This window comes from Pseudomonas helleri, assembly GCF_001043025.1.
In the GTDB taxonomy this organism is placed as follows: domain Bacteria; phylum Pseudomonadota; class Gammaproteobacteria; order Pseudomonadales; family Pseudomonadaceae; genus Aquipseudomonas; species Aquipseudomonas helleri.
The window spans coordinates 189,405-210,543 of record NZ_JYLD01000008.1 but is presented as its reverse complement, the minus strand read 5'-3'; the positions used below and the strand labels follow the sequence as shown (position 1 = coordinate 210,543).

Annotated in this window: 17 protein-coding genes; 13 read left to right on the top strand and 4 right to left on the bottom strand. The window is 59.9% G+C overall.

Annotation, left to right across the window (positions count from 1 at the left end):
* Positions 1–13: 13 nt before the first annotated feature.
* Positions 14–2,128, top strand: a complete 2,115-nt coding sequence (locus TU84_RS14950; protein ID WP_048370191.1) for a TonB-dependent siderophore receptor — start codon at positions 14–16, stop codon at positions 2,126–2,128.
* Between the two features lie 50 nt (positions 2,129–2,178).
* Here the strand turns inward: TU84_RS14950 and TU84_RS14945 are convergent, their stop codons facing one another.
* The gene (locus tag TU84_RS14945) at positions 2,179–3,051 is read right to left on the bottom strand and encodes an alpha/beta fold hydrolase (protein ID WP_048370190.1); all 873 of its coding nucleotides are present in this window, start codon (positions 3,049–3,051) and stop codon (positions 2,179–2,181) included.
* Between the two features lie 172 nt (positions 3,052–3,223).
* Here TU84_RS14945 and TU84_RS14940 point away from each other — a divergent pair, with 172 nt between their 5' ends.
* Positions 3,224–3,814, top strand: a complete 591-nt coding sequence (locus tag TU84_RS14940) for a CGNR zinc finger domain-containing protein (RefSeq protein ID WP_048370188.1) — start codon at positions 3,224–3,226, stop codon at positions 3,812–3,814.
* Positions 3,815–3,848: 34 nt separating this feature from the next.
* On the opposite strand, the gene TU84_RS14935 is transcribed toward TU84_RS14940, so the two are convergent.
* Positions 3,849–4,301 carry a carboxymuconolactone decarboxylase family protein gene (locus TU84_RS14935; RefSeq protein ID WP_048370398.1) on the bottom strand — a complete coding sequence of 151 codons (453 nt, stop codon included), beginning with the start codon at positions 4,299–4,301 and terminating at the stop codon, positions 3,849–3,851.
* Between the two features lie 122 nt (positions 4,302–4,423).
* Between TU84_RS14935 and pdxR the strand changes: the two genes are divergently transcribed.
* Entirely contained in the window at positions 4,424–5,842 is a 1,419-nt protein-coding gene (gene pdxR / locus TU84_RS14930) for a MocR-like pyridoxine biosynthesis transcription factor PdxR (protein WP_048370396.1), read from the top strand.
* A 25-nt stretch (positions 5,843–5,867) separates the two neighbouring features.
* Here the strand turns inward: pdxR and TU84_RS14925 are convergent, their stop codons facing one another.
* A complete protein-coding gene (locus tag TU84_RS14925) occupies positions 5,868–6,557 on the bottom strand; it encodes an HAD-IA family hydrolase (protein WP_048370186.1) in 690 nt (229 codons plus the stop codon).
* An 806-nt stretch (positions 6,558–7,363) separates the two neighbouring features.
* Here TU84_RS14925 and TU84_RS14915 point away from each other — a divergent pair.
* The 8 genes from TU84_RS14915 to TU84_RS14880 all read left to right on the top strand — a co-directional run bounded on the left by TU84_RS14915 (position 7,364) and on the right by TU84_RS14880 (position 18,481).
* Positions 7,364–7,903, top strand: coding sequence for a sigma-70 family RNA polymerase sigma factor (locus TU84_RS14915; protein ID WP_048370182.1), 540 nt, complete (start codon positions 7,364–7,366; stop codon positions 7,901–7,903).
* Complete coding sequence (locus TU84_RS14910; protein WP_048370179.1) at positions 7,896–8,855, top strand: FecR family protein; 960 nt, start codon at positions 7,896–7,898, stop codon at positions 8,853–8,855. The genes TU84_RS14915 and TU84_RS14910 overlap by 8 nt, the downstream gene beginning before the upstream one ends.
* A gap of 102 nt (positions 8,856–8,957) precedes the next feature.
* Complete coding sequence (locus TU84_RS14905) at positions 8,958–11,888, top strand: TonB-dependent receptor (RefSeq protein ID WP_048370177.1); 2,931 nt, start codon at positions 8,958–8,960, stop codon at positions 11,886–11,888.
* Positions 11,889–11,957: 69 nt separating this feature from the next.
* Positions 11,958–12,734 (top strand): energy transducer TonB, encoded by a 777-nt coding sequence (locus TU84_RS25245; RefSeq protein WP_053225241.1) that lies wholly within the window; start codon positions 11,958–11,960, stop codon positions 12,732–12,734.
* 189 nt (positions 12,735–12,923) lie between these two features.
* A complete protein-coding gene (locus tag TU84_RS14895; RefSeq protein WP_048370173.1) occupies positions 12,924–13,454 on the top strand; it encodes an RNA polymerase sigma factor in 531 nt (176 codons plus the stop codon).
* Positions 13,447–14,409 (top strand): FecR family protein, encoded by a 963-nt coding sequence (locus TU84_RS14890; protein ID WP_048370171.1) that lies wholly within the window; start codon positions 13,447–13,449, stop codon positions 14,407–14,409. Before TU84_RS14895 ends, TU84_RS14890 begins: the two co-directional genes overlap by 8 nt.
* Before the next feature lie 69 nt (positions 14,410–14,478).
* Positions 14,479–16,857: a TonB-dependent receptor gene (locus TU84_RS14885; RefSeq protein WP_048370168.1), complete on the top strand. Its 2,379-nt coding sequence runs from the start codon at positions 14,479–14,481 to the stop codon at positions 16,855–16,857.
* A gap of 7 nt (positions 16,858–16,864) precedes the next feature.
* Positions 16,865–18,481, top strand: coding sequence for an alpha/beta hydrolase (locus TU84_RS14880; RefSeq protein WP_048370165.1), 1,617 nt, complete (start codon positions 16,865–16,867; stop codon positions 18,479–18,481).
* Positions 18,482–18,539: 58 nt separating this feature from the next.
* Here TU84_RS14880 and hemB read toward each other — a convergent pair whose 3' ends face one another.
* Positions 18,540–19,514 (bottom strand): porphobilinogen synthase, encoded by a 975-nt coding sequence (hemB, locus tag TU84_RS14875; protein WP_048370157.1) that lies wholly within the window; start codon positions 19,512–19,514, stop codon positions 18,540–18,542.
* Positions 19,515–19,697: 183 nt separating this feature from the next.
* Between hemB and TU84_RS14870 the strand changes: the two genes are divergently transcribed.
* Together TU84_RS14870 and TU84_RS14865 are read left to right on the top strand one after the other, a co-directional pair.
* A complete protein-coding gene (locus tag TU84_RS14870; RefSeq protein WP_048370156.1) occupies positions 19,698–19,994 on the top strand; it encodes an ArsR/SmtB family transcription factor in 297 nt (98 codons plus the stop codon).
* Between the two features lie 54 nt (positions 19,995–20,048).
* Entirely contained in the window at positions 20,049–21,059 is a 1,011-nt protein-coding gene (locus tag TU84_RS14865) for a zinc-dependent alcohol dehydrogenase family protein (RefSeq protein WP_048370154.1), read from the top strand.
* Positions 21,060–21,139: the final 80 nt, after the last annotated feature.

The following is a 21,139-nucleotide window of genomic DNA, read 5'->3' as shown; positions in this document are numbered from 1 at the left end:
GTACTCGCAGATCATGCACAAACTGTTCACCCTGCCAACGTCGGCACTGACGTTGGTTGCCTTAGGTATGTTCAACCACGCTTTCGCCGCTCAAGGCGCTGTCGACCTGCCCGCCACCACGGTCAATGCTGCTGACACCGAAGAGGACTCGCCTGAGGGCTATCAGGGCAAACCCAGCGCCACCACGACCCGCCTGAACCTGACCGCGCAAGAAACTCCGCAAGGCGTTACCAGCATCAAGCGTGAGCAACTGGATGACTTCAAGCTCAACAGCATTCGCGATGTACTGGACAGCACGCCGGGGGTGAATGTGCAAAAGGTCGAAACCGACCGTACCTACTTCACCGCGCGCGGTTTTGACATCACCAACTTCCAGTACGACGGCATGGGCATGCCGCTGAACGGAGGATTGCTGGTGGGCGATATCGACATGGCGCCCTACGAGCAAGTGGACATTCTGCACGGCGCCAACGGGTTGATGAGCGGCACCGGCAACCCGTCTGCCACGGTCAACTTTGTGCGCAAACGGCCGACGGCTGACACCCAGGCCACCGTCAGCGTCAGTGCCGGTTCGTGGGACAAGCGCCGGGTTGACCTGGACGTTTCCGGGCCGTTGACTGACTCAGGTAATGTGCGCGGCCGTTTTATTTATGCCAATGACACCGGCAACTCCTACCTCGACCGCTACTCCCGGGAAAAGAACATTCTCAGTGGCCTGCTGGCTTTTGACCTGACTGACAGCGACACCCTGACCGTCGGCATCGAAGACCAGAAGTCCAACTCCAATGGCGCCAGTTGGGGCGCGCTGCCGCTGGCCGATGCCAACGGCAACCCGATCCACTATCACAGCACCCGTTCGAATATTTCCCAGCCGTGGGTGTATTGGGACGTGCACACCACCCGCGCCTTTGCAGAGTGGGAACACCGCTTCGAGAATGACTGGAAGTCGACGCTGACCTTGACGGCGATGGAACACCGTGAAGACACCAACATGTTCTACGTCTACAGCAACAGCGCGTCGGCCACCGGCTATACCGGCCTGGCTTCCAAGTACAAGGACGATACCCGCGAGCTGGATGGCGATCTGTCTTTCAGCGGCCCTTTCAGCCTTGGCGGGCGTGAGCATCAGTTGACCTTCGGCGCCAACATCGCGCGCTCGCACACCCAGGAAACCTCGTTGTACGGCACCTCGTCGTACTACACCTCGGTGTCGCTGCAAGACGCCCTGAACGGCGATATCCCCAAGCCGACGTACAACATTGCCACAGACGCCGCGACCTCCAACTACACCGATCGGCAAAAGAGCCTCTATGCCGGGGCGCGGTTTAACCTCACCGATGACCTGCACCTGATCACCGGCGCACGCATGCTCAGCGCTGACAGCGATGGCGAAAACTACGACACCGCCCGCGATGTGAGCATTCATGGCAAGGTCACGCCTTACGCCGGGGTGATCTACGACCTGAGTGAGCAATACTCGGTGTACGCCAGCTATACCAAAATCTTTAACCCGCAATACAACCTGAACACCCAGGGCAAGGTTATCGACCCGCTGGAAGGCAAGAGTTATGAGGCAGGGATCAAAGGTCGTTTGCTCGACAATAAACTGAATGTCACGGCGGCGGTGTTCCACACCCAACAAGACAACGTGGCGACGTATGCCGGTTACAACCCCGCACTGGGCGGCTATGTGTACGATGGCGAGTCGTACAAGAGCAGCGGGATTGAACTGGAGGCGTCGGGCGAACTGGCCCCCGGCCTGCAAGTCAGCGGCGGCTACACCTATGTGTACATCACCAACGCTGATGATCAGCGCGGCAACAAATTTATCCCGCGCAATGCGCTGACCTCCTCCATGACCTACCAGTTGCCGATGGCGCCCAAGGTCAAGGTCGGTGGCAGCCTGAAATGGCAAAGCAAGGTCGAGAACGACACCACCCCGGCCGCCAGCCAGGATGCCTACGCGCTGGTGGGCCTGATGGCCAGCTACCAGATCGCCCCGCACTGGAGCACCCAACTGAACCTCGACAACCTGACCAACCAGAAGTACCTGGACAGCGTGCGTTACGCCCAAAGCAATTTTGGCGACCCGCGTAATGTCACGGCGTCCGTGAGCTGGAAGTTCTAAAAGCACCCGGCAGGCTTGCCCTTGCTGGCAAGCCTGCCGGGCTTCAAGGCTCAAACCCGTGGCAGCACCGCCAAAATCCGCTGGGCGATGTTCTCGGCGTGGGTTTCCAGAGCAAAGTGGCCGGTGTCCAGCAACTCCACCACCGCGTTGGGATTATCGGTTTTATAGGCGTGAGCCCCCGGCGGGATGAAAAACGGATCGTGCTTGCCCCAAATCACCAGCGTCGGCACCTGTGCAGCCTTGAAAAACGCCTGAAACTGCGGGTACAGGGTCAGGTTGTTGCGGTAGTCGAGAAACAGGTCCAGCTGGATGTCGTCATTGCCCGGCCGCTGCATCAACAGCAGGTCCAGCATCCATGACTCCGGGGCCACCAGTTCTGGCCTATCAACGCCGTGCAGATACTGATAACGCGTGCCTTCCAGGCTCAGTACCGCGTTGCGGATAACCTCACGATTAGCCGCCGTCGGCTCGGCCCAATACGCACGAATCGGCGCCCAGGCATCGCCCAGCCCTTCGAGGTACGCATTACCGTTTTGCGAGACCAGCGCACTGACTCGCTGCGGCTGTGCCACGGCCAGACGAAAACCCACCGGCGCGCCGTAATCAAACACATACAGTGCATACCGCGTGAGTTTCAACGCATCGACAAAATGCTCCACGGTAATTGCCAGGTTATCGAAGCTGTAACTGTAGCCCCGCGCCTCAGGCACTTCAGTAAAACCGAAGCCCGGCAAATCCGGCGCAATAACCCGGTAGTGAGCCGCCAGCAACGGGATCAGGTCGCGAAACATATGCGAAGAGCTGGGAAAACCATGCAGCAACAACATCACCGGCGCCGACGGATCACCGGCCTCGCGATAGAACACACGAATACCATCGGCCTCAATGTGTTTATAACGCACCACGGGGTTTGAATTGGGCATACAGACGCTCCTAAAGTAACCATTAAAATCAAATATTCGGGTTAGCTTTTAAAAAGCTGCGCCCAAATCAGTAACCTGTCAAATTAATTATTATGGTTACACCATCTAATTAGGTAACTACCCAGATCACTCATTAACGGTTACGATAGCCCAGCTTTTTCGAGGACCGACCATGAGCGCCACCCCCGCCACTCCACCGCTAGAGCCGTATGTACTGGCTGACCATCCCGTGCTGGACATGCTCAACACCCGAGCCAATGTCGAGGCTGTACCGGTCGACTTTTGGCAAAGCGATGCCGACGTCAAACGCTGGCTCGTGCGTCTTGAATGGTTTGCGCCGGGGGAAATACCCGAGTTTGAGGAAGGCGCCCTGCTGACAGCCGCACGGCATCTGCGAGAAGTGATCCGTGATCTGCTGGAGCAACGTAAGACGGGGCAGCAAGGGGATCCCGCTGCGCTGAACACCTTTTTGCGCAAGGCGGTGAGTTACCCGCAACTGGCCTGGAACGAAGCGGGCGAACTCAGCCTGCAACGCCTGCACAAACAGCAAACGGCGGAACAGTTTCTGGCGCCGATCGCTGAAGCCGCCGCTGACTTGCTGGTGAATGCCGATGCCGAGTTGATTCGCACCTGCGAACACCCGGACTGCGTGCTGTGGTTTTATGACCGCACCAAGGCTCACAAACGCCGTTGGTGCAGCATGGCGCTGTGTGGCAACCGCCATAAAGTGGCTGAATTTCGTAAACGCAAACTGCAGCAATAGCGAGTACGCCAAGGGCGTACTCGCCAATTTCATCTCAAGCTTTGGCTGCCGTCGGCACCATACGGAACGCCACGCCCAGTCGGTTGTAAGCATTCATCAGGCTGATGGCATAGGTCAGTTCAGCCAGCTCTTTGTCGTTGAACTCGGCGGTTACCGCGTCATAGTCAGCCTGAGGCACACCAGTCTGCTCAACCCGGGTGACGCTTTCGGCCCATGCCAGTGCTGCTTGCTCGCGGGCGGTAAACAGCGATTGGGCTTCGTGCCACACCGGCACCAACAACAGCTTGTCGACAGTCATGCCCAGTTTGAGCAAGTCACGCGAGTGCAAGTCGATGCAGTAAGCGCAGCCATTGATTTGCGACACTCTGAGGAACACCAGGTCGATAAGCATTTTGGAGAGATCGCCGTTTTGCAGTGCAACGTGCACACCGCCGAACGCTTTGAAGGCTTCAGGGGATGCTTTGGAGTAGTCGATACGCGTGCTCATGGTCTGCCCTTGCATTGATAAGTGGAGTGGCGCCATAGTGCGGTTTCTTGGCCCTGTCACAAAGGGCCATGATTCAGCTCCATGGCTGGACCATGATTGTGCTCACCCGTGCAGGCCTCACCATGCAAACCTCTGTCCCCAGTTTATCGGCGCTTGACCCCGCCTCCAGCGAGCCGATTTACCGTCAGCTCTATTGGCGCTTTCGCGAAGCCATCAACACCGGCCTGCTCAAGCCGGGTGACCGCGTGCCCGCAGCCCGAGCATTGGCCAAAGAATTGGGGCTGGCCCGTGGCACCATCGACAACGCCTATTCCCTGCTCACCTCTGAAGGCTACCTGGTGGCATGTGGTCAGGCCGGTACGCGAGTGGCTGACGGCATTAGCGGCACAAGCTCTTCACCGCCCGCCTCCGCCATCGCACAGGCAGCGCCGCATCAGGCGATCCGCCAACAGTCGGCAGTGCTGCCATTTCAAATGGGCGTGCCGGCGCTGGATGCCTTCCCCAGAAAAATATGGGCGCAAATCGGCGCCCGTTGCGTGCGCGGCACACAGCCCCAAGACATGGCCAACCCTTCGGTCTATGGCTTGCAGGCGCTGCGCGCAGCAATTGCCACGTACTTGCAGGTGGCGCGCGGAATCGCCTGCTCACCGGCTCAAGTTTTTGTCACCGCAGGTTATCGGGAGACGCTGTCGCTGATCACCCACACCTTGCTCAAACCCGCCGACCGCGTGTTGGTTGAAGACCCTGGCTATCCGCCGACCCGGCGCCTGCTGCAAAGCCTGCATATCACGCCGGTTGCGGTGCCCGTTGATCAAGACGGCCTGCAAGTTTCAACGGCCCTTGAAATCGGCCATAACGCCCGCGCCGCCGTGGTTACCCCTGCGCATCAAAGCCCTTTGTGCGTGTCGCTTTCATTGCCACGACGGTTGGCGTTGCTGGAGTGGGCGAGCCAGCAAAACGCCTGGATCGTCGAAGACGATTACGACGGCGAATACCGCTACGTCAGCCGCCCGCTCCCCGCCCTCAAGAGCCTGGACCGTGAAGGTCGCGTGCTCTATAGCGGCACCTTCAGCAAGGTGCTGTTTCCGGGCATGCGCCTGGCCTACGTGGTCGTTCCTGCGGCGCTGGTTGAGCGTTTTGAAGAAAGCTGCAAAATCTTCCAGGGCGGTTGCCCGGAATTAAACCAGGCCATCGTCGCAACCTTTATGGCTGAAGGGCATTTCGGGCGCCATATCCAGCGCATGCGCAAGCTCTACAGCGAGCGTCGGGCGATGGCGGTGAACGGGCTTAAGAGCGTGCTTGGCGAGCGGATCCAAATTGACGCCAACCCCGGCGGGATGCACCTCATCCTGCGGCTCAACGCGTCCTGCGCAGACAGCCTGATGGTGCAGCGCATGCGCGAGGCCGGGCTGTTTGCCGAAGCGTTGAGCGAATGGCACCAAGGTGCGGACAAGCCTTCGGGGTTGCTGCTGGGCTTCGCCAATATCGACTCGCTGGCCAGCGCTCAAGCGCTGGGCCAACGTATCCTGGCGTTGATGTAACCGCCGTGTCGATTCAGCTCGCCTATCAGCGCAGCGGCGGCAGACCGTAGGCGCCCAGATCAAACTCTGGCAACTGGCGAATAATCAGGTCTGCGTGGTGGTACTTGCTGTCGGGCATGGCGGCATCGGGTACGGCGATGGCAGTCATGCTGGCGGCCTTGGCGGCGGTTACGCCAAACGGCGAGTCTTCAAACACCAGGCAATCCTGTGGCGCAACGCCGAGGCGGCGGGCAGCGGTCAAGAAGATGTCGGGCGAGGGTTTGGCTGCGCCCACCTCAGGGTCATCGGCCGTAACGATAGTGTCGAACAGCGCAAACCAGTCGCGATGCAACGTGGTTTTGTGGCCAAAGCCGCTGCTGGTTGAACTGGTGCCCACGGCAATCGGGATGTTGTGCGCCTTCAAGTGCCGCACCAGCGCTTCAGCCCCTGGCATGGCGAGAGCCTTGGAAAAGTACCCGGCCATCAGCGGCTCGCGCGCCTTGAGGAACTCTTGCCAGGTAATCGGCAGATCCAGCGCTTTGACAATGTACTCAGCCAGGTCCTGGGCACCGCGCCCGATGATGTGCTGCTTGATGCTCCAGTCATACGTGCGGCCATAACGTTCGACGACGATCTGCGTGACTTCGGAGTAAATGCCTTCGGTATCCAGCAACAAACCGTCCATATCAAAAATCACGGCCTTGATCGGGCCGACAACAGTACGCGGTGTATTCATCACAACAGATCCTTGGTAGAAGGCGAAAGGATTGCAGCACCTTAACTGGCGGGCTTGCCTGAATGCCAGTGCAGACCCGTATTTCATTCACCTTGCCTCGCGATCGCAGCCTTCGGCAGCGACTACAGGTTAAGAAGATCAAAAGATCGCGAGCAAGCTCGCTCCTACCGGTTTGTGGAGTATTTTTCTACGCCTAGAGCAAACCTGACCCTGCCACTGTAGGAGCGAGCTTGCCTCGCGATCTTTTGATCTGGCTTGTGATCTGGTTTTTGATCTTGATCTACCCGCCCCTTCGGGGCCGAGTGAAAATTCCGAGCAGCGGCTCACCCTCTCGATCGCAGCCTTCGGCAGCGACTACAGGGTTAAAAGATCAAAAGATCGCGAGGCAAGCTCGCTCCTACCGGTTTGTGGAGTATTTCTAAGCCTAGAGCAAACCTGAACCGGTCACTGTAGGAGCGAGCTTGCTCGCGATCTTTTGATCTGGCTTGTGATCTGGTTTTTGATCTTGATCTACCCGCCCCTTCGGGAGGCCGAGTGGAGGTTTCGCGCAGTGGGTCTCCCGGCATGGATATGCACTCACATCAAGAGCCCCCCTCACCCTAGCCCTCTCCCGAAGGAGAGGGAACCGATTGGGGGGATGCTGAAGATATTTGATGGCCTGTTTGCTGCGCGATAGCGCGGATTCGATGACGGGGCAGCCGTTTTGTGGCAGGTGGGGTATTCCCACACAAACAACGGTATTGATAATTACTCTCAATTAAATTAACGTCGCCGCGCTTTCAGGCTCATCACTTTTGAGTTCACCCGTGAACGACTCCAACGCCAGGCTGCAACTCTATCTCGAGCATCGCATTGCTTTGATCAACTACGCCAAGGTGGTAGTGGGTGATCACGCGCGCGCTGAAGATGTGGTGCAGGATGCCTTTTTGCGCTTTTGCGCCAGCACTGAAGAGGTCGTCGAGCAACCCGTGGCGTATCTGTATCGCATCGTCCGCAATCTGGCCCTGGACGCCGTTCGCCGCCAGGCCGCAGAGAAACGTCAGCAGCAGTCGCCACCACAATGGATGCGCCCCGGTTACGAGTTGTCGCCCGAGCAACGGGTGGTGCACAGTGATGACGCCAGCCGTATTGCTGCTACGCTGGCCAGCCTGCCCGAGCAAATGCGCATCGCTGTAGAGATGCATCGCCTGGGTGGTTTCACATTGCAGCAAACCGCCGATCATCTCAAAATCTCGCTTTCCAGCGCTCATCGCCTGGTCAAGGATGCCATCGTTCACCTGGCCTCAAGCGTCGCCACCCACGACTCTGGCCACAGCGCGCACAGTAAGGAACGCCCGTATGCATAACGCCCCCCTGCCCCGGACTGTCTCGGCGCAAAGCCTGGAAGACGCCGGCCAGTGGCTGCTGGACCTGCAACAGCAACCCGAGCGTTTCGAGGAGTTCGACCGCTGGTTGCACAGCCACGAGGAGCACTTTGAGGCCTGGGCGCAGGTCAATCGTGCGTGGGAAGCCCTCGGTTCGCACTCCCCAAGCACCGGGCAACAATGGCCACAGGCGCCTGCGAACGTCACAACGCTTAAACCGCGCCCACGCCTGCCGCTGTTGGCCGCAGCCTGCATCAGTGCCTTGGCGGTGTGTGCCGCGCTGGTGCTGAGCCCGAACTGGCGGGCGGATTACAGCACCGGGACCGCGCAGACCCGTGAGGTCACCCTGAGTGACGGCAGCCGCCTGACCCTGGCGCCGCAAAGCGCGATTAACGTGAGCTTCGACGATCACCAGCGCCAGGTCACGCTGGTGCAAGGCGAAGTGTTTTTCGACGTGGTGCATGACGCCAGCAAACCGTTTGAAGTGCGCAGCGAAGAAGCCGTGATCAGGGTCTTGGGCACCGCCTTCGATGTGGCACAGCGCCAAGCTGGCCTGAGTGTCGAGGTGCGCGACGGCACTGTCGGCGTCAACAAACAGTATCGGCTGGGCGCAGGCCAGCGTTTGTGGATCGACCGCAACACCGGCAACGCCACGCAATCTCTGGTCATGCCTGATGAAGTCGCGGGCTGGATCAAAGGTGCGCAGTTTTTTGAAAATGCCAGCGTTGCCCAGGTGGTGGAACAACTCGACCGCTACCAGCGCGGCTGGATCGTGATTAATGATCCGGCCCTGGCCAACAAACGGGTGACCGGACTTTACGACATGCGCGATACCCGGCGCGCGCTGCAAGCCCTGGTCGCGCCGATTGGCGGTGAAGTGCGTCAGTACTCGCCTCTGCTGACGGTCATTGGCACTGCCAAAAAAGCTAAATGAAAAATATTTTCGTTATCACTGAAAAAAATCCTGAAGGTGTTCGTCTTTGTAGCTCCTTGTATTGCGAATGACTCGTAATACCAAAACGAAAGGCGATGAAGCATGGGTAACCGATCACACGTTGCGCACTCCAAAGTACCGGTGGCGCTGGCCGTACTGTGTGTGGCAATCAACAGCGCGATTTTCCATCCGCCGTCGGCGGTGGCAGCAGAACCCAACGCGCTGCCAAGTGATCAAGCTACCCGTTTCTTCGATATCCCGGCCCAGCCGCTGACCAACGCCCTCAGCGCTTTTGCGCGTCAGGCCAATCTGCAACTGGGTCTGGCGGCCGGGCTGGTAGATGGTCTGCAAGCCCCTGCTGTGCGCGGTAATTTCAGCAACGAACAGGCCTTGCGCCAGTTGCTCGGCGATGCGCCGGTAAGCTGGAAAATCGACGGCCAACGCAGCCTGATCCTCAGCCCGCGCAGCGAGGCCAGCACCGGCCTGGACGGTGATCTGGACGAATCTGAACTGCTCGGCGCCGTGACCATCAAAGGTGGCCAGAGCAGCCGCTTGACCGGCCCGGCCGCGCAGGTTTACACCCAGGCAGGCTCAAGCGTGTATATCTCCGGCGAGACCATCAATCGCTTTCGCGGCTCCTCCCCGGCCGACATTCTCAAGGGCGTGCCTGGCGTGCAAACCGGTGACACCCGCAACGGCGGCGCGCTGGACGTGAACATCCGTGGCATTCAGGGCCAGAGCCGCGTACCGGTGACCATCGACGGCAGCCAGCAAGCGATTGACGCCTATCGCGGTTACGGCGGCATGCAGCAACGCAGCTACATCGACCCCGACTTGATCAGCGACATCACCGTCGACAAAGGCCCTAGCCTGGGCGCCGATGCCGCGGGCGCCATCGGTGGGATGGTGAAGATGAAAACCCTGCAACCCAAAGACATTCTTAAGGACGGCGAAACCACCGGTTTCCGTCTCAAGGGCGATATCTCCAGCAACAGCGTCGACCGCCCGCACGAGTACAACGCCACTCCGCGCAAAGGCAGCAACAGCATTTTCGATCCGCAGGCGCATTCGGGCAGCGCGGCGTTTGCCAGCACCAGTGACACCATCGATTTTGTCGCGGCCTACACCCAGCGCGAAAGCGGCAACTACTACGCCGGTAAAAAGGGCTTCAAGGATTACCAGGTGTTCAAGCAAGTGCGACGCTGGGACCCGGCGACCAAGCAGTACGTCTACAGAACCGAAGAGGCCAACGGCCCGGCCAAAGTGTTCAAGGCCGGCAACGAAGTGCTCAACACGTCCACCGACTCCAAGGCGGTATTGCTCAAGACCATCATCAAGCCTTCACCGGATCAGGCCCTTGAGCTGGCCTATCGCTGGACCGATGGCGAATACGGCGAAGTGATGCCCTCGCGCATCATCCGCAACACCACCGGCACCGTGCCGCAGTGGCAGCCCGGCACCATGCGGATCAACGCCTACACCGCACGCTACACCTTCAAGCCTGAAGACAACCCGCTGATCGACTTGAGCGCCAACGCCTGGGTGACCAAGGCCCAGAGCAAGGCCTACAACGGCTTGAGTACCGTGACCCCGCTGTTTGGCTATGAAGGCGAGCCGGATCAACTGAGCGAAGACGGCTATCAGGACGCCCTGCTTAACCGCAGCAAGGATTTGCGCTGGGGCACGGACGTGAGCAACACCTCACGCTTCGACACCCAGGTCGGCAAATTCGCCTGGAACTACGGCGCCTCATACCAGAATGAAAAACTGCGCCCTGACGACAACTCGCCCGTGCTGCAATCTGACCTCGAGCAAAACCGCTTTATCCGCAGCGGCGACCGCCAGGAAGGCAGCCTGGTGAGCTCGCTGCAATGGGCGCCGATCAAGCCGTTGACCTTTACCGTGGGCGGACGCTACAGCGAGTTCCACAGCAAAGACCACAACCAGTTGGCCAGCCCCGCAACCTTTGCCAATCGCCCGGTTCGCTGGACATGGCTGTACAAAGGCAATGACCGCTTCGGTTATGTGTACTGGCGTCCGGACCAGCAAGGCAACTTCACCAAGGACTCGCTCAACGCCACGCCGTACGAAAAAGGCACGGTGGGTGACACCGGCTACGATAACTTCGAAGCCAATGACACCGAGATGAAGAAGTTCGCCACCAGCTACAGCTATGCCAAGCCGATCGAACGTCGCGACCATGCCTTTACGCCTTCATTCGGCGTGAAGTACGACATCAACGACAGCAGCTTCGTGTACCTCAACTACAGCGAAGGCGTGCGCATGCCAAGCCTGTTCGAGTCCACCCTGGGCTTGTTCACGGCGGCCGTGCCCGGTGCCAACCTGAAACCTGAGCGCAGCAAGAACTGGGAAGTGGGCGCCAGCACGCTGAAGAACGACGTGTTCCTCGACGGCGACAGCGCCGCTGCCAAGCTGGCGTACTTCGACAACAAGATCGAAAACTACATCACCCGCGACTATCAGGACATCTTCGCCGGCAACCTGCAAAACGTTGACAGCTTCAGGGTCAAGGGCGTCGAGTTGCAGACCAGCTACGACATGGGCCGCGTGTTCACTGACGTGTCCGCTACCTACTACCTGAACGCCAAAACTTGTGCCCCGGACCTGGCGCAAAAACTGCGCGACGACGGCACCCCGACGCCTAACTGCGTGGACGGCGGTTTCCCGGGTTCTTACACCAACACCCAGAACCCGCCCAAGTACTCGGTCAACACCACCGTCGGAACCCGCTGGTTTGACAACCATCTGGTCCTCGGTGGACGCATGGTCTACAACAGCGCACCAACCGCCAAGCTGAACAAACCGTGGAACGATGGCATTACCACCAACCAGATCTACTACCGCCAATCGGCGATTTTCGACCTGTTTGCCAGCTACGAAATCTACAAGGGCACGCAGATCGACTTCGGCGTGCAAAACCTGACCAACGTGTACTACCTCGACCCGCTGGCACAAAGCTTTATGCCTGCACCGGGGCGCACGCTGCGCACAGGCCTGACGGTCAAGTTCTGACCTGACTGTGGTTAAAACACGGGATGCCCACGGGCGTCCCGTTTTACGTTGATTACTATTGATGAGCTCATGACCTACCTGAACCAATCCCGCAAGGCGCTCTGGAGCGTGGCCACGCTGATCACCCTGAGCGTGTACACGGGCATCACCGTCTGGCTGTTGCACACTTCACCGATCCCCTCGGCCGAGGCAGCACCGGCGGCGATGATGATCGAGCTGGCCGCCGTGCCCGTGGCACAAGTGGTCGAACAAGACCTGCAAGTGGCGCCTGACAAGCAGGTGCAAAAACAGATCAGCACGCCATCGGCCAAACCGCCCAAAGAGGTGGTAAAAAAAGTCACGCCCACCCCGCAACCGTCACCGGCCAAACAGGCCAAATCGCCCTTCAAGGACACCGCCCACGGGACGTATCAAAGCGCACCGCAACAGGGCTCGGAGATTCAGGCACCGCCGAAAAAACAGGAAGAACTACCGGCGTCGTCGACCACCACCGCCCCGCCCAAACTTGACGCGCAAAAGGCGGCGACCACTGCGGCGGCAGAGTCCTCGCGCGGCGCTGCTGATCCGGCGTTGAAAGTGCAATGGGAAGCGCAGTTGCTGGCGCACCTGGAGCGCTTCAAGCGCTACCCGCAAAACGCCCGCGATCGGGGTGACCGGGGCGTGGCCTACTTGCGGTTTGAGATCGACAGCAATGGCAAGGTTCTAAGCGCTACGGTGGTGCGTTCAGCAGGTTTCAGCGAGCTGGACAACGCCACCCTCGACATGATCAACCGCGCCTCACCGGTACCGCGACCGCCAGAAGGCAGCAAGCTGAGGTTTACAGTGCCGGTGGTGTTCTCGAAATAGAGTTTTTGTGGGAGCCGGGCTTGCCCGCGATGGGTTCGACACGGCGTCAACAGGCGCACCGGGTTGTACGTATCGCGAGCAAGCCCGCTCCCACCGGGCTTGGGGGCACGATTACACGCTGGCACAAAGAGTTACACATATGTGAGAATGATACGAATTCCTATTAGCATCTCTCTCCAGCGGCTCTGCATGTCATTCCTTACCCCGTCTTGCACATCCTCTTTGAACGCAGTGGTCGACGATCTGTTGGCCAGCTACACCGAGCTGCGCCGCTATTTGTGCGGGCGTTTGCGCAACCCTGACGATGCGGCGGATATTGCCCAGTCCAGTTTCGCCCAGGCTTATGCCCACGCGTTGAACAGCCCGGTGGCCAATCCTCGGGCGCTGTTGTTCAAAGCCGCGCGCAACCTGTGCATCGATCAATATCGCCGCCACAGCAGTGAGGTGGCGGCGCTGGATGACTGGATGAGCCGGCTTGATGTGCTGAGCCCCACCGTTGAAGAAATCGTCATTGCCCGCGAACAGTTGCAGCATTTGATCGAGCGCATCGAGCGCATGCCGCGCCTGCGCCGTGAGGTGTTTGTGCGGGTGCGGCTGGAGGGCTGTAGCCATCGCCAGGTGTGCGAGGAGCTTGGGCTGTCGGCCAAGTCAGTTGAGTTGCACATCGCCCGGGCCGTGTTTGATCTGTCTGAACTGAGCCTGGCTTGCCGCCATGTCTGAGCCACTCTCTGCGCGCAAGGTGCAACAGGCACTGACGTACCTGGCCAAGCTCAATAGCGATGACCCTTTGCGGGTGGAGCAGGCCCACAAGCAACTGGCGCGCTGGCGCAGCCAAAGCAGTGAACACGAGCATGCCTGGCTTGAGGCCGAGCGGCGCTGGCAAATGATCCATCGGTTGACGCCACAGTTGCGCGGCACGGTGCAGTCGCAGCCGGTCAACCTGAGCCGTCGCCGCCTGCTGCGCCAGGGCACCGGGCTGCTGGCGGTAATCGGCGCATCGGGCTGGTTGAGCTGGTTGTGGCGCGAAACCAGACCTTTCACCCAGTCGCTGCTGACTGAACACGCCGAGCCGTCGCGTCCGGTCACCTTGCCCGATGGCAGCGAGCTGCTGCTGGCCGCTGAATCCAACGTGCGCGTTGAGTTCAGCCACGCTCAACGCCAGGTGATGCTGCTGCACGGCAACGTGTATTTCGACGTGGCCCACGAAACCTTGCGCAGTTTTGTCATCAATACCCGACTGGGCCAGATCAAGGTGCTGGGTACGGCGTTCAGTGTCAGCGACCGTGGCGGCTGTATTCAGGTGGCGGTGGCCCGCGGCCGGGTGCATGTGCAAGGACTCAAGGGGGAAGCGAAAATCCTCACCGCCGGGCAGCACGTCAGCCTCAATGCCCAAGGCGAGGTGATCGCGCTCAATCCGCACCGCCAGGCCGGGCCTGATGTTGAAAACTGGCGCAAAGGCTGGTGGTCATACACCGATGCGCCGCTGTCCGAAGTGCTCGCTGAGTACAACGCTTACGCAGCCCGCCCTGTGCGGGTCAGCGCCGACGCCGCGCATTTGCGCCTGACCGGCAGTTTCCCCAGCGATAAACCGCAGATGCTGCTGCAAACGCTGCCGCGAATCCTGCCCGTGCAAGTGGTCAACAAGGCCGGTGAGCTCTATGTGCAATTGCGTTGAATTATTTTTGAGGGGTAAACGCGCCGAGGTCCGTCTTCACCCATAACTACACTCGAGTCAGGACTGACCATGTCGCATTACGCCTCCCCTTACCGCGCCCCACTGAGCCGCCTGGCACTGGCGTGCTCTCTGCTGTTCGGCGCCGGGACCGCTCTGGCGGGCAGCAACACGCCGCTCAACTTGAACCTGCCCGCACAGCCGCTGGAGGCTGCGGTTCATACCCTGGCCCGTGAAGCGGGCGTCGCCATCGCCGCCGACAGCCAATTGCTCGCCGGGCGCAGTGCACAGCCACTGAATGGTCAGTACACCCTGCACGAAGCCTTACAGCACTTGTTGGACAATACCGGGCTGGTTGCCAGCGAAGAAAACGGTGTAATCGTGTTGCGCCAGGCACAGATTGACGGCGCCCTGAACCTGGGTGAAACCCGGGTCAACGGTGCCGGCCTGGGCGCCAGTGACTTGCCTGAAGCCTACAGCGGCGGCCAGGTGGCCACCGGTGCCCGGCTGGGGCTGCTGGGCGATACCCAGATCATGGACACGCCGTTCAACATCACCTCATACACCGCGCAAACCATCGAAAACCAGCAAAGCGGCACCGTGGGAGCCGTCCTGCGCAACGACCCGTCGATCCGCTTCAGCACCGGCGAAGGTCACGCGTATGAGAACTTCATGATCCGTGGTTTTTCCCTCGACTCGGCAGAGCTGGCACTCAATGGCTTGTACGGCATGGCCCCGGACGGCCACGTGCCGACCGAATTTCTGGACCGCGTCGAAGTGCTCAAAGGCCCGGGCGCCCTGCTGTCCGGCATGGCACCCAGCGGTGGCGTGGGCGGCGTGATTAACCTGGTGCCCAAACGCGCCGGGGAAAAACCGCTGACCCGCCTGACCACAAGCTATGTGTCTGACGGCTATTTTGCCGAGCACCTGGATTTCAGCCGTCGCCTGGGTGACGAACAGCGCTTTGGCATTCGTTTTAACGGCGTGTACGGCGACGGCGACACCGGCGTCGACAAACAGTCCAAGGAACGCACGCTCACCTCGCTGGCCATGGATTATCGTGGCGACGGCTGGAAGCTCGCACTGGACGCTTATGAAACCCACGAGCGCGCCATCAACGGCAGCCCGATGATGGTCGGCTTCAGCGACATTGGCCATGTGCTCAAGGCGCCGAAAGCTGACACCAACATCCTCAAAGGCATCAGCGCCAAGCAGATCAGCAAGGCCGTGATTGTGCGCGGCGAATATGAACTCAACGACGACTGGACAACCTTCGCCAGCGCCGGCAGCTCGAAAAGCCGCTATCAGGGTTTTCTCAACGGCACCCGCCTGCGGGTCAACAATGACAAGGGCGACGCTACCGGCGAAACCTACAACCAGGCCGGTTATACCGCCAGTACCGCTTACGAGGCCGGTATTCGCGGGCATGTGACCACCGGCCCCATCGACCACAAGCTGGTGTTCACCGCCAGCCTGTTGCACCAGAACATTGGCCGGGCGCCCACCGTGACCGGCGCGCGCTACCCGAGCAACATCTACCACCCTGGCAAGCCGATTATTGCCGGGCACACGGGCTCCAACTCGAAAACCGGTGACAACACTCTCTCCAGCTTTGCCGTTGCCGATACCCTGGCCTTCGCTGATGACAAAGTGCTGCTAACGTTGGGAGCTCGTTCACAACGGGTGCGCCAGCAGATGAGCAAGCCAAAAACCTACGATGAGCAAGCCATCACCCCGGCGGTGGGCCTGGTGATCAAACCCTGGGATGTGCCCGTGTCGTTGTACGCCAACTACATCGAAGGCCTGACCCAGGGCAACACCGTCGGCGACGTGACAGCGGCCAACTACGGCGATCAGTTCGAACCGTATAAAGCCAAGCAAGTGGAAGCCGGTGTGAAATGGGACCTGGGCACGTTCACCCATACGTTGAGTGCGTTCCAGATCGAGAAACCCAGCCTGATCCTCAACAAGACCAGCAACCTCTACAGCGACGACGGCAAACAACGTAACCGTGGTGTGGAATGGAACATGTTCGGTTCGATCATTCCTTCGGTGCGACTGCTGGGCGGCGTCACTTACACCCACGCCGAGCTGACCCGCACGGCTAACGGCGCGCTGGACGGCAACACCGCACGTGGCGTGCCGAAGTTGTCGGCCAACCTGGGTGCCGAGTGGGACACGCCGTGGGTCGAAGGCCTGACCCTGAACACACTGGTCATTCACAGCAGCTCGCAATACCTGAATGACGCCAACACCCTGAAAATCCCGCAATGGACCCGTTACGACCTCGGCGCACGTTACAGCACACGCATCCTGAGCAAAGACGTGGTGTTTCGCGCCAGCCTGGAGAACGTTGAAAACCGTTCCTACTGGGCAGGCGTCTTTAACGATGGCTTCGCTACGGTCAGTGAACCGCGCACGCTGAAGCTCTCTACCAGCATCGACTTCTGAGGTGAGCATGAGCCCATTCAATCGCTGGAGCCTTGGTTGCCTGTTTAGCGCCATGGCCTGCGCGTCAGCCCTGGCGGTCGAACCGCTCAGCCAGGGCCAAAGCGTTCGCGCAAGTGTTGCCAAAACCCTGCAGCCCAGCTGGAGCCTGGATCTCAAGGCCGGTGATCTGGTCCAGGGCAAGGTAGTGGGCGATGTCAGCCTGCGCCTGCTTGACGCGCGGGGTAACCCGCTGCGCCTGCTGGTGGATGGCGCGGACATGTCGCGGGACTTTATGTTTGTTGCCCGCGAGGATGGCCAGTACCTGCTGCGCGCTGAACAGTTGTCGACACGGCCACAGGCCGAGTTCACCCTCACTTTGAGCCAGGTGCTGGCGCTGAGCGAACAACAGCGCGCTCCGACCGCCCTGCTCAGCCCGGCCTTGGGCCAATTGGCAGAGCAACTGAAACAGGGCGCCACCACCCAAGCGTTCTGGAAAGACCGAGAGCAACAGGGCACGCCACTGGTTGAAGCGCTGGCTGACAGCCCCAACGAGCGGCTGGTCACGTTCCTGTGGCGCGGGGCCCGGCAAAATGTCCGGCTGTTCGGCTCGCCTTCCGGCGGCCACGACGCTTTACAGCGCCTGGGCGATAGTGACGTCTGGTACGCCACGTATCGGGTGCCGTCCAGCGCCCGCTTGAGCTATCAATTGGCTCCGGACGTGCCAGAGGCCGGCGATCGCCGCACCCTCTTGGCCACGGCTCAGCGCGATCCGCTCAACCCGCACAGCTTCGGCAAGCAAAAATATGAGCCGAGCCTGACCCGCTCGGTCATGGAATTGCCAGATGCCCCGCCCCAGCCCTGGCTGAACAAACGCGCGCACGTGGCCCCCGGCAGCGTTGAGCGCGAATCCCTGAAAAGCGAGATTTTGGGCAACACCCGGGATGTTTACGTCTATCGCCCGGCGGGCTGGAATAACATCGACCAGCAACCGGGCTTGCTGGTGCTGTTCGATGCTCACGCGTACACGCGCCAAGTGCCCACGCCGACGATTCTCGACAACTTGATTGCCGACGGCCTGATCCCGCCAACCGCAGCGTTGATCATTGCCAATCCGAGCGATGAAACCCGCCCTGTGGAGCTGCCGCCCAACGCGGATTTCGCCCGGTTTATGGCACAAGAGCTGATGCCGTGGGCCAAGCAACAAGGCCTGGCCACTGACGCCAGACACACAGTGGTCGCGGGCTCCAGCTATGGCGGGCTGGCCTCGGCCTGGCTTGGGCTGCAACACCCGGAACTGTTTGGCAATGTGTTGAGTTTGTCCGGCTCGTACTGGTGGAGCCCGCCGAACACTGAAGACCAATGGCTTGCCCGCCAATACGCGGCCAGCCCACGGCTACCGTTGCGCTTTTATTTGCAGGCGGGTTTGTTTGAAGACAAATCAGGTTCGCCGGGGGCCGGGATCCTCGACAGCAACCGCCAACTGCGCAATGTCTTGCAGGCCAAGGGCTACCCTGTTGAACACGTTGAATACGCCAGCGGCCACGATTACCTGCAATGGCGGGGTTCACTGGCGTGCGGCTTGATCAGCCTGATAGGCAAGAGCCCCGAGACACCCGAGGCGTGCGTGCCGGTAGCGTTGAGGTAACAACGGCCTGCGATCTTTTGATGATCAAAAGATCGCAGGCCGTCATCTCTCAGCTAAATCAAATGCCTTGCAGGGCAAGGTCCATCGCAAAGTAGGTGAGGATCATGTCGGCGCCGGCACGTTTGATCGAGCCGAGGGTTTCACGTACCACGCGGGCTTCATCAATGGCACCGGCCTGGGCGCCGAACTTGATCATCGCGTACTCACCGCTGACCTGATAAGCCGCCAACGGCAGGCGCGAGGCTTCGCGCACATCACGAATGATGTCCAGATACGCGCCGGCCGGTTTCACCATCAGCACATCAGCGCCTTCCTGTTCGTCGAGCAACGACTCGCGGATGGCCTCGCGGCGGTTCATCGGGTTCATCTGGTAAGACTTGCGATCGCCTTTCAAGGCACTGCCGCCCGCTTCACGGAACGGGCCGTAGAGTGCCGAGGCAAACTTGGTGGAATAGGCCATGATCGAGGTGTCGATAAAGCCGGCCGCGTCCAGCGCAGAGCGGATCGCTTGCACCTGACCGTCCATGGCGGCCGAAGGCGAAATGAAGTCGGCGCCAGCGGCAGCGGCAGCAACGGCTTGCTTGCCCAGGTTGATCAGGGTCGCATCGTTGTCCACGCCGTGGTCGTGCATCACGCCGCAATGACCGTGAGAGGTGTACTCGCAAAAGCAGGTATCGCTCATCACGATCATTTCCGGCGCGGCGTCCTTGCAGATCCGCGCCATACGCGACACCAGGCCATCCTCACGCCAGGAATCGCTGCCCGTCGCGTCCAGGTGGTGCGACACACCGAACGCCATCACCGACTTGATACCCGCGCGAGCATACCGCTCGATCTCGCCTGCCAGTTTCGACTCAGGAATACGCATTACGCCCGGCATGCTGGTGATGGGCACAAAGTCGTCGATTTCTTCTTCGACGAAAATCGGCAGCACCAGGTCGTTCAAGCTGAATTCGGTTTCCTGGAACATGTCGCGCAAGGTTTGGTTACGGCGCAGACGACGGGGACGAACAGAGGGGAACTGGTTAGGCATCATGGTTCCTGAAGGGCAGGTTCATAAAACGAACGGCAAAACAGTAGAGCCTTGACCCAGGCTCAATGGCGCAACAAATACAGGAATGAACCTGCAATTGCAAAACTTGCGGCCTGCCTGCGTCCCGTTGTCGCGGGCCATGACCGGTTGATCATTTCGTTAAAAAGCGTAATATCGCTGTCCATGATTCTCGAACAGCTAAAAGCCTTGGGCAATGACACCCGCATGCAAATGATGCAGTGGCTCAAAGCCCCTCTCACGCATTTCCCGCCCCAGGACCATGGTGATCCTGCGATTGGTGTCTGCGTGACACATTTGCAGCACAAAGCCAGGTTGTCCCCTTCTACCGCGTCTGCCCATTTGGCGATTTTGCAACGTGCAGGTTTTGTGCTGACCACGCGCATCGGCAAGTGGACCTACTATCGACGCAATGAACAGGCGATTACTGACTTTGCAGCTAGGCTGAAAATCGAGTTGTAATTTTTAACCAATCATTTCGTTATTTCGCGGAATGTAAAAACATGAGGAAGCCCCATGAGCAACAAAACCATTTTCGTCCAACCTGGCGGCGGCTATCAAAATGTAGTGGTCGGCAGCAGCGACGTGCGCGCGCCGGCGAATGACGAAATCACCGTGCGCCTGCACGCCAACTCACTGAACTACCATGACTTCGCGGTCGTGAGCGGCATGTGGGGCCCGACTGAACAACGCATCCCGATGGCCGACGGCGCCGGTGAAGTGGTTGCTGTTGGCGCTGGTGTCAGCGAGTTCAAGGTTGGCGACTCCGTGGTCAGCACCTTCTTCCCTGAATGGATTGACGGCACGCCGCTGGTTGAAGGTTTCGTCACTGTGCCGGGTGACGGTATTGACGGTTATGCCCGTGAGAAAGTAACCGCCAAGGCCACCTCGTTCACCCTCGCCCCAGTCGGCTACAGCCACGCAGAAGCCGCGACACTGACCACCGCCGGGCTAACCGCCTGGCGCGCACTGATGGCCGATGATTCGCTCAAACCGGGCGATACGGTATTGGTACAAGGCACGGGTGGCGTGTCTATTTTCGCCCTGCAGTTCGCCAAAATGGCCGGTGCCACCGTGATCGCCACCTCCTCCAGTGACGCAAAACTCGAGCGCCTCAAAGCGCTGGGCGCGGACCACGTGATCAACTACCGCAAAGACGCGAACTGGGGCGAAACGGCACGCGCATTGACCGGCGGCCGTGGTGTCGACCACGTGATCGAAGTCGGCGGTCCATCAACGCTTGAACAGTCGATGATTGCCGTGCGCGTGGCCGGTCATATCTCGGTGATCGGTATCTTGAGCGGCGTCTCGGGCGCCATGAACTTCGTGCCTGCGCTGGTCAAGCAAGTGCGCCTGCAAGGCGTACTGGTTGGCAGCCGCACTCAGCAACAAGACATGGTCCGTGCAATCAATGCCGCTGGCATGCGCCCGATTATTGATCGCCACTTCCCGCTGAGCGAGATTGTTGACGCGTTCAAATACCAGGAAACCAATCAGCATTTCGGCAAGATTGTCCTGGACATCTGACCCGCCTCTACCGGATGGCGCATTGACAGTGCGCCTCCGGCTTTACTAGATTCGAGGTTTTGCCCAGCGAGCAGAACCTT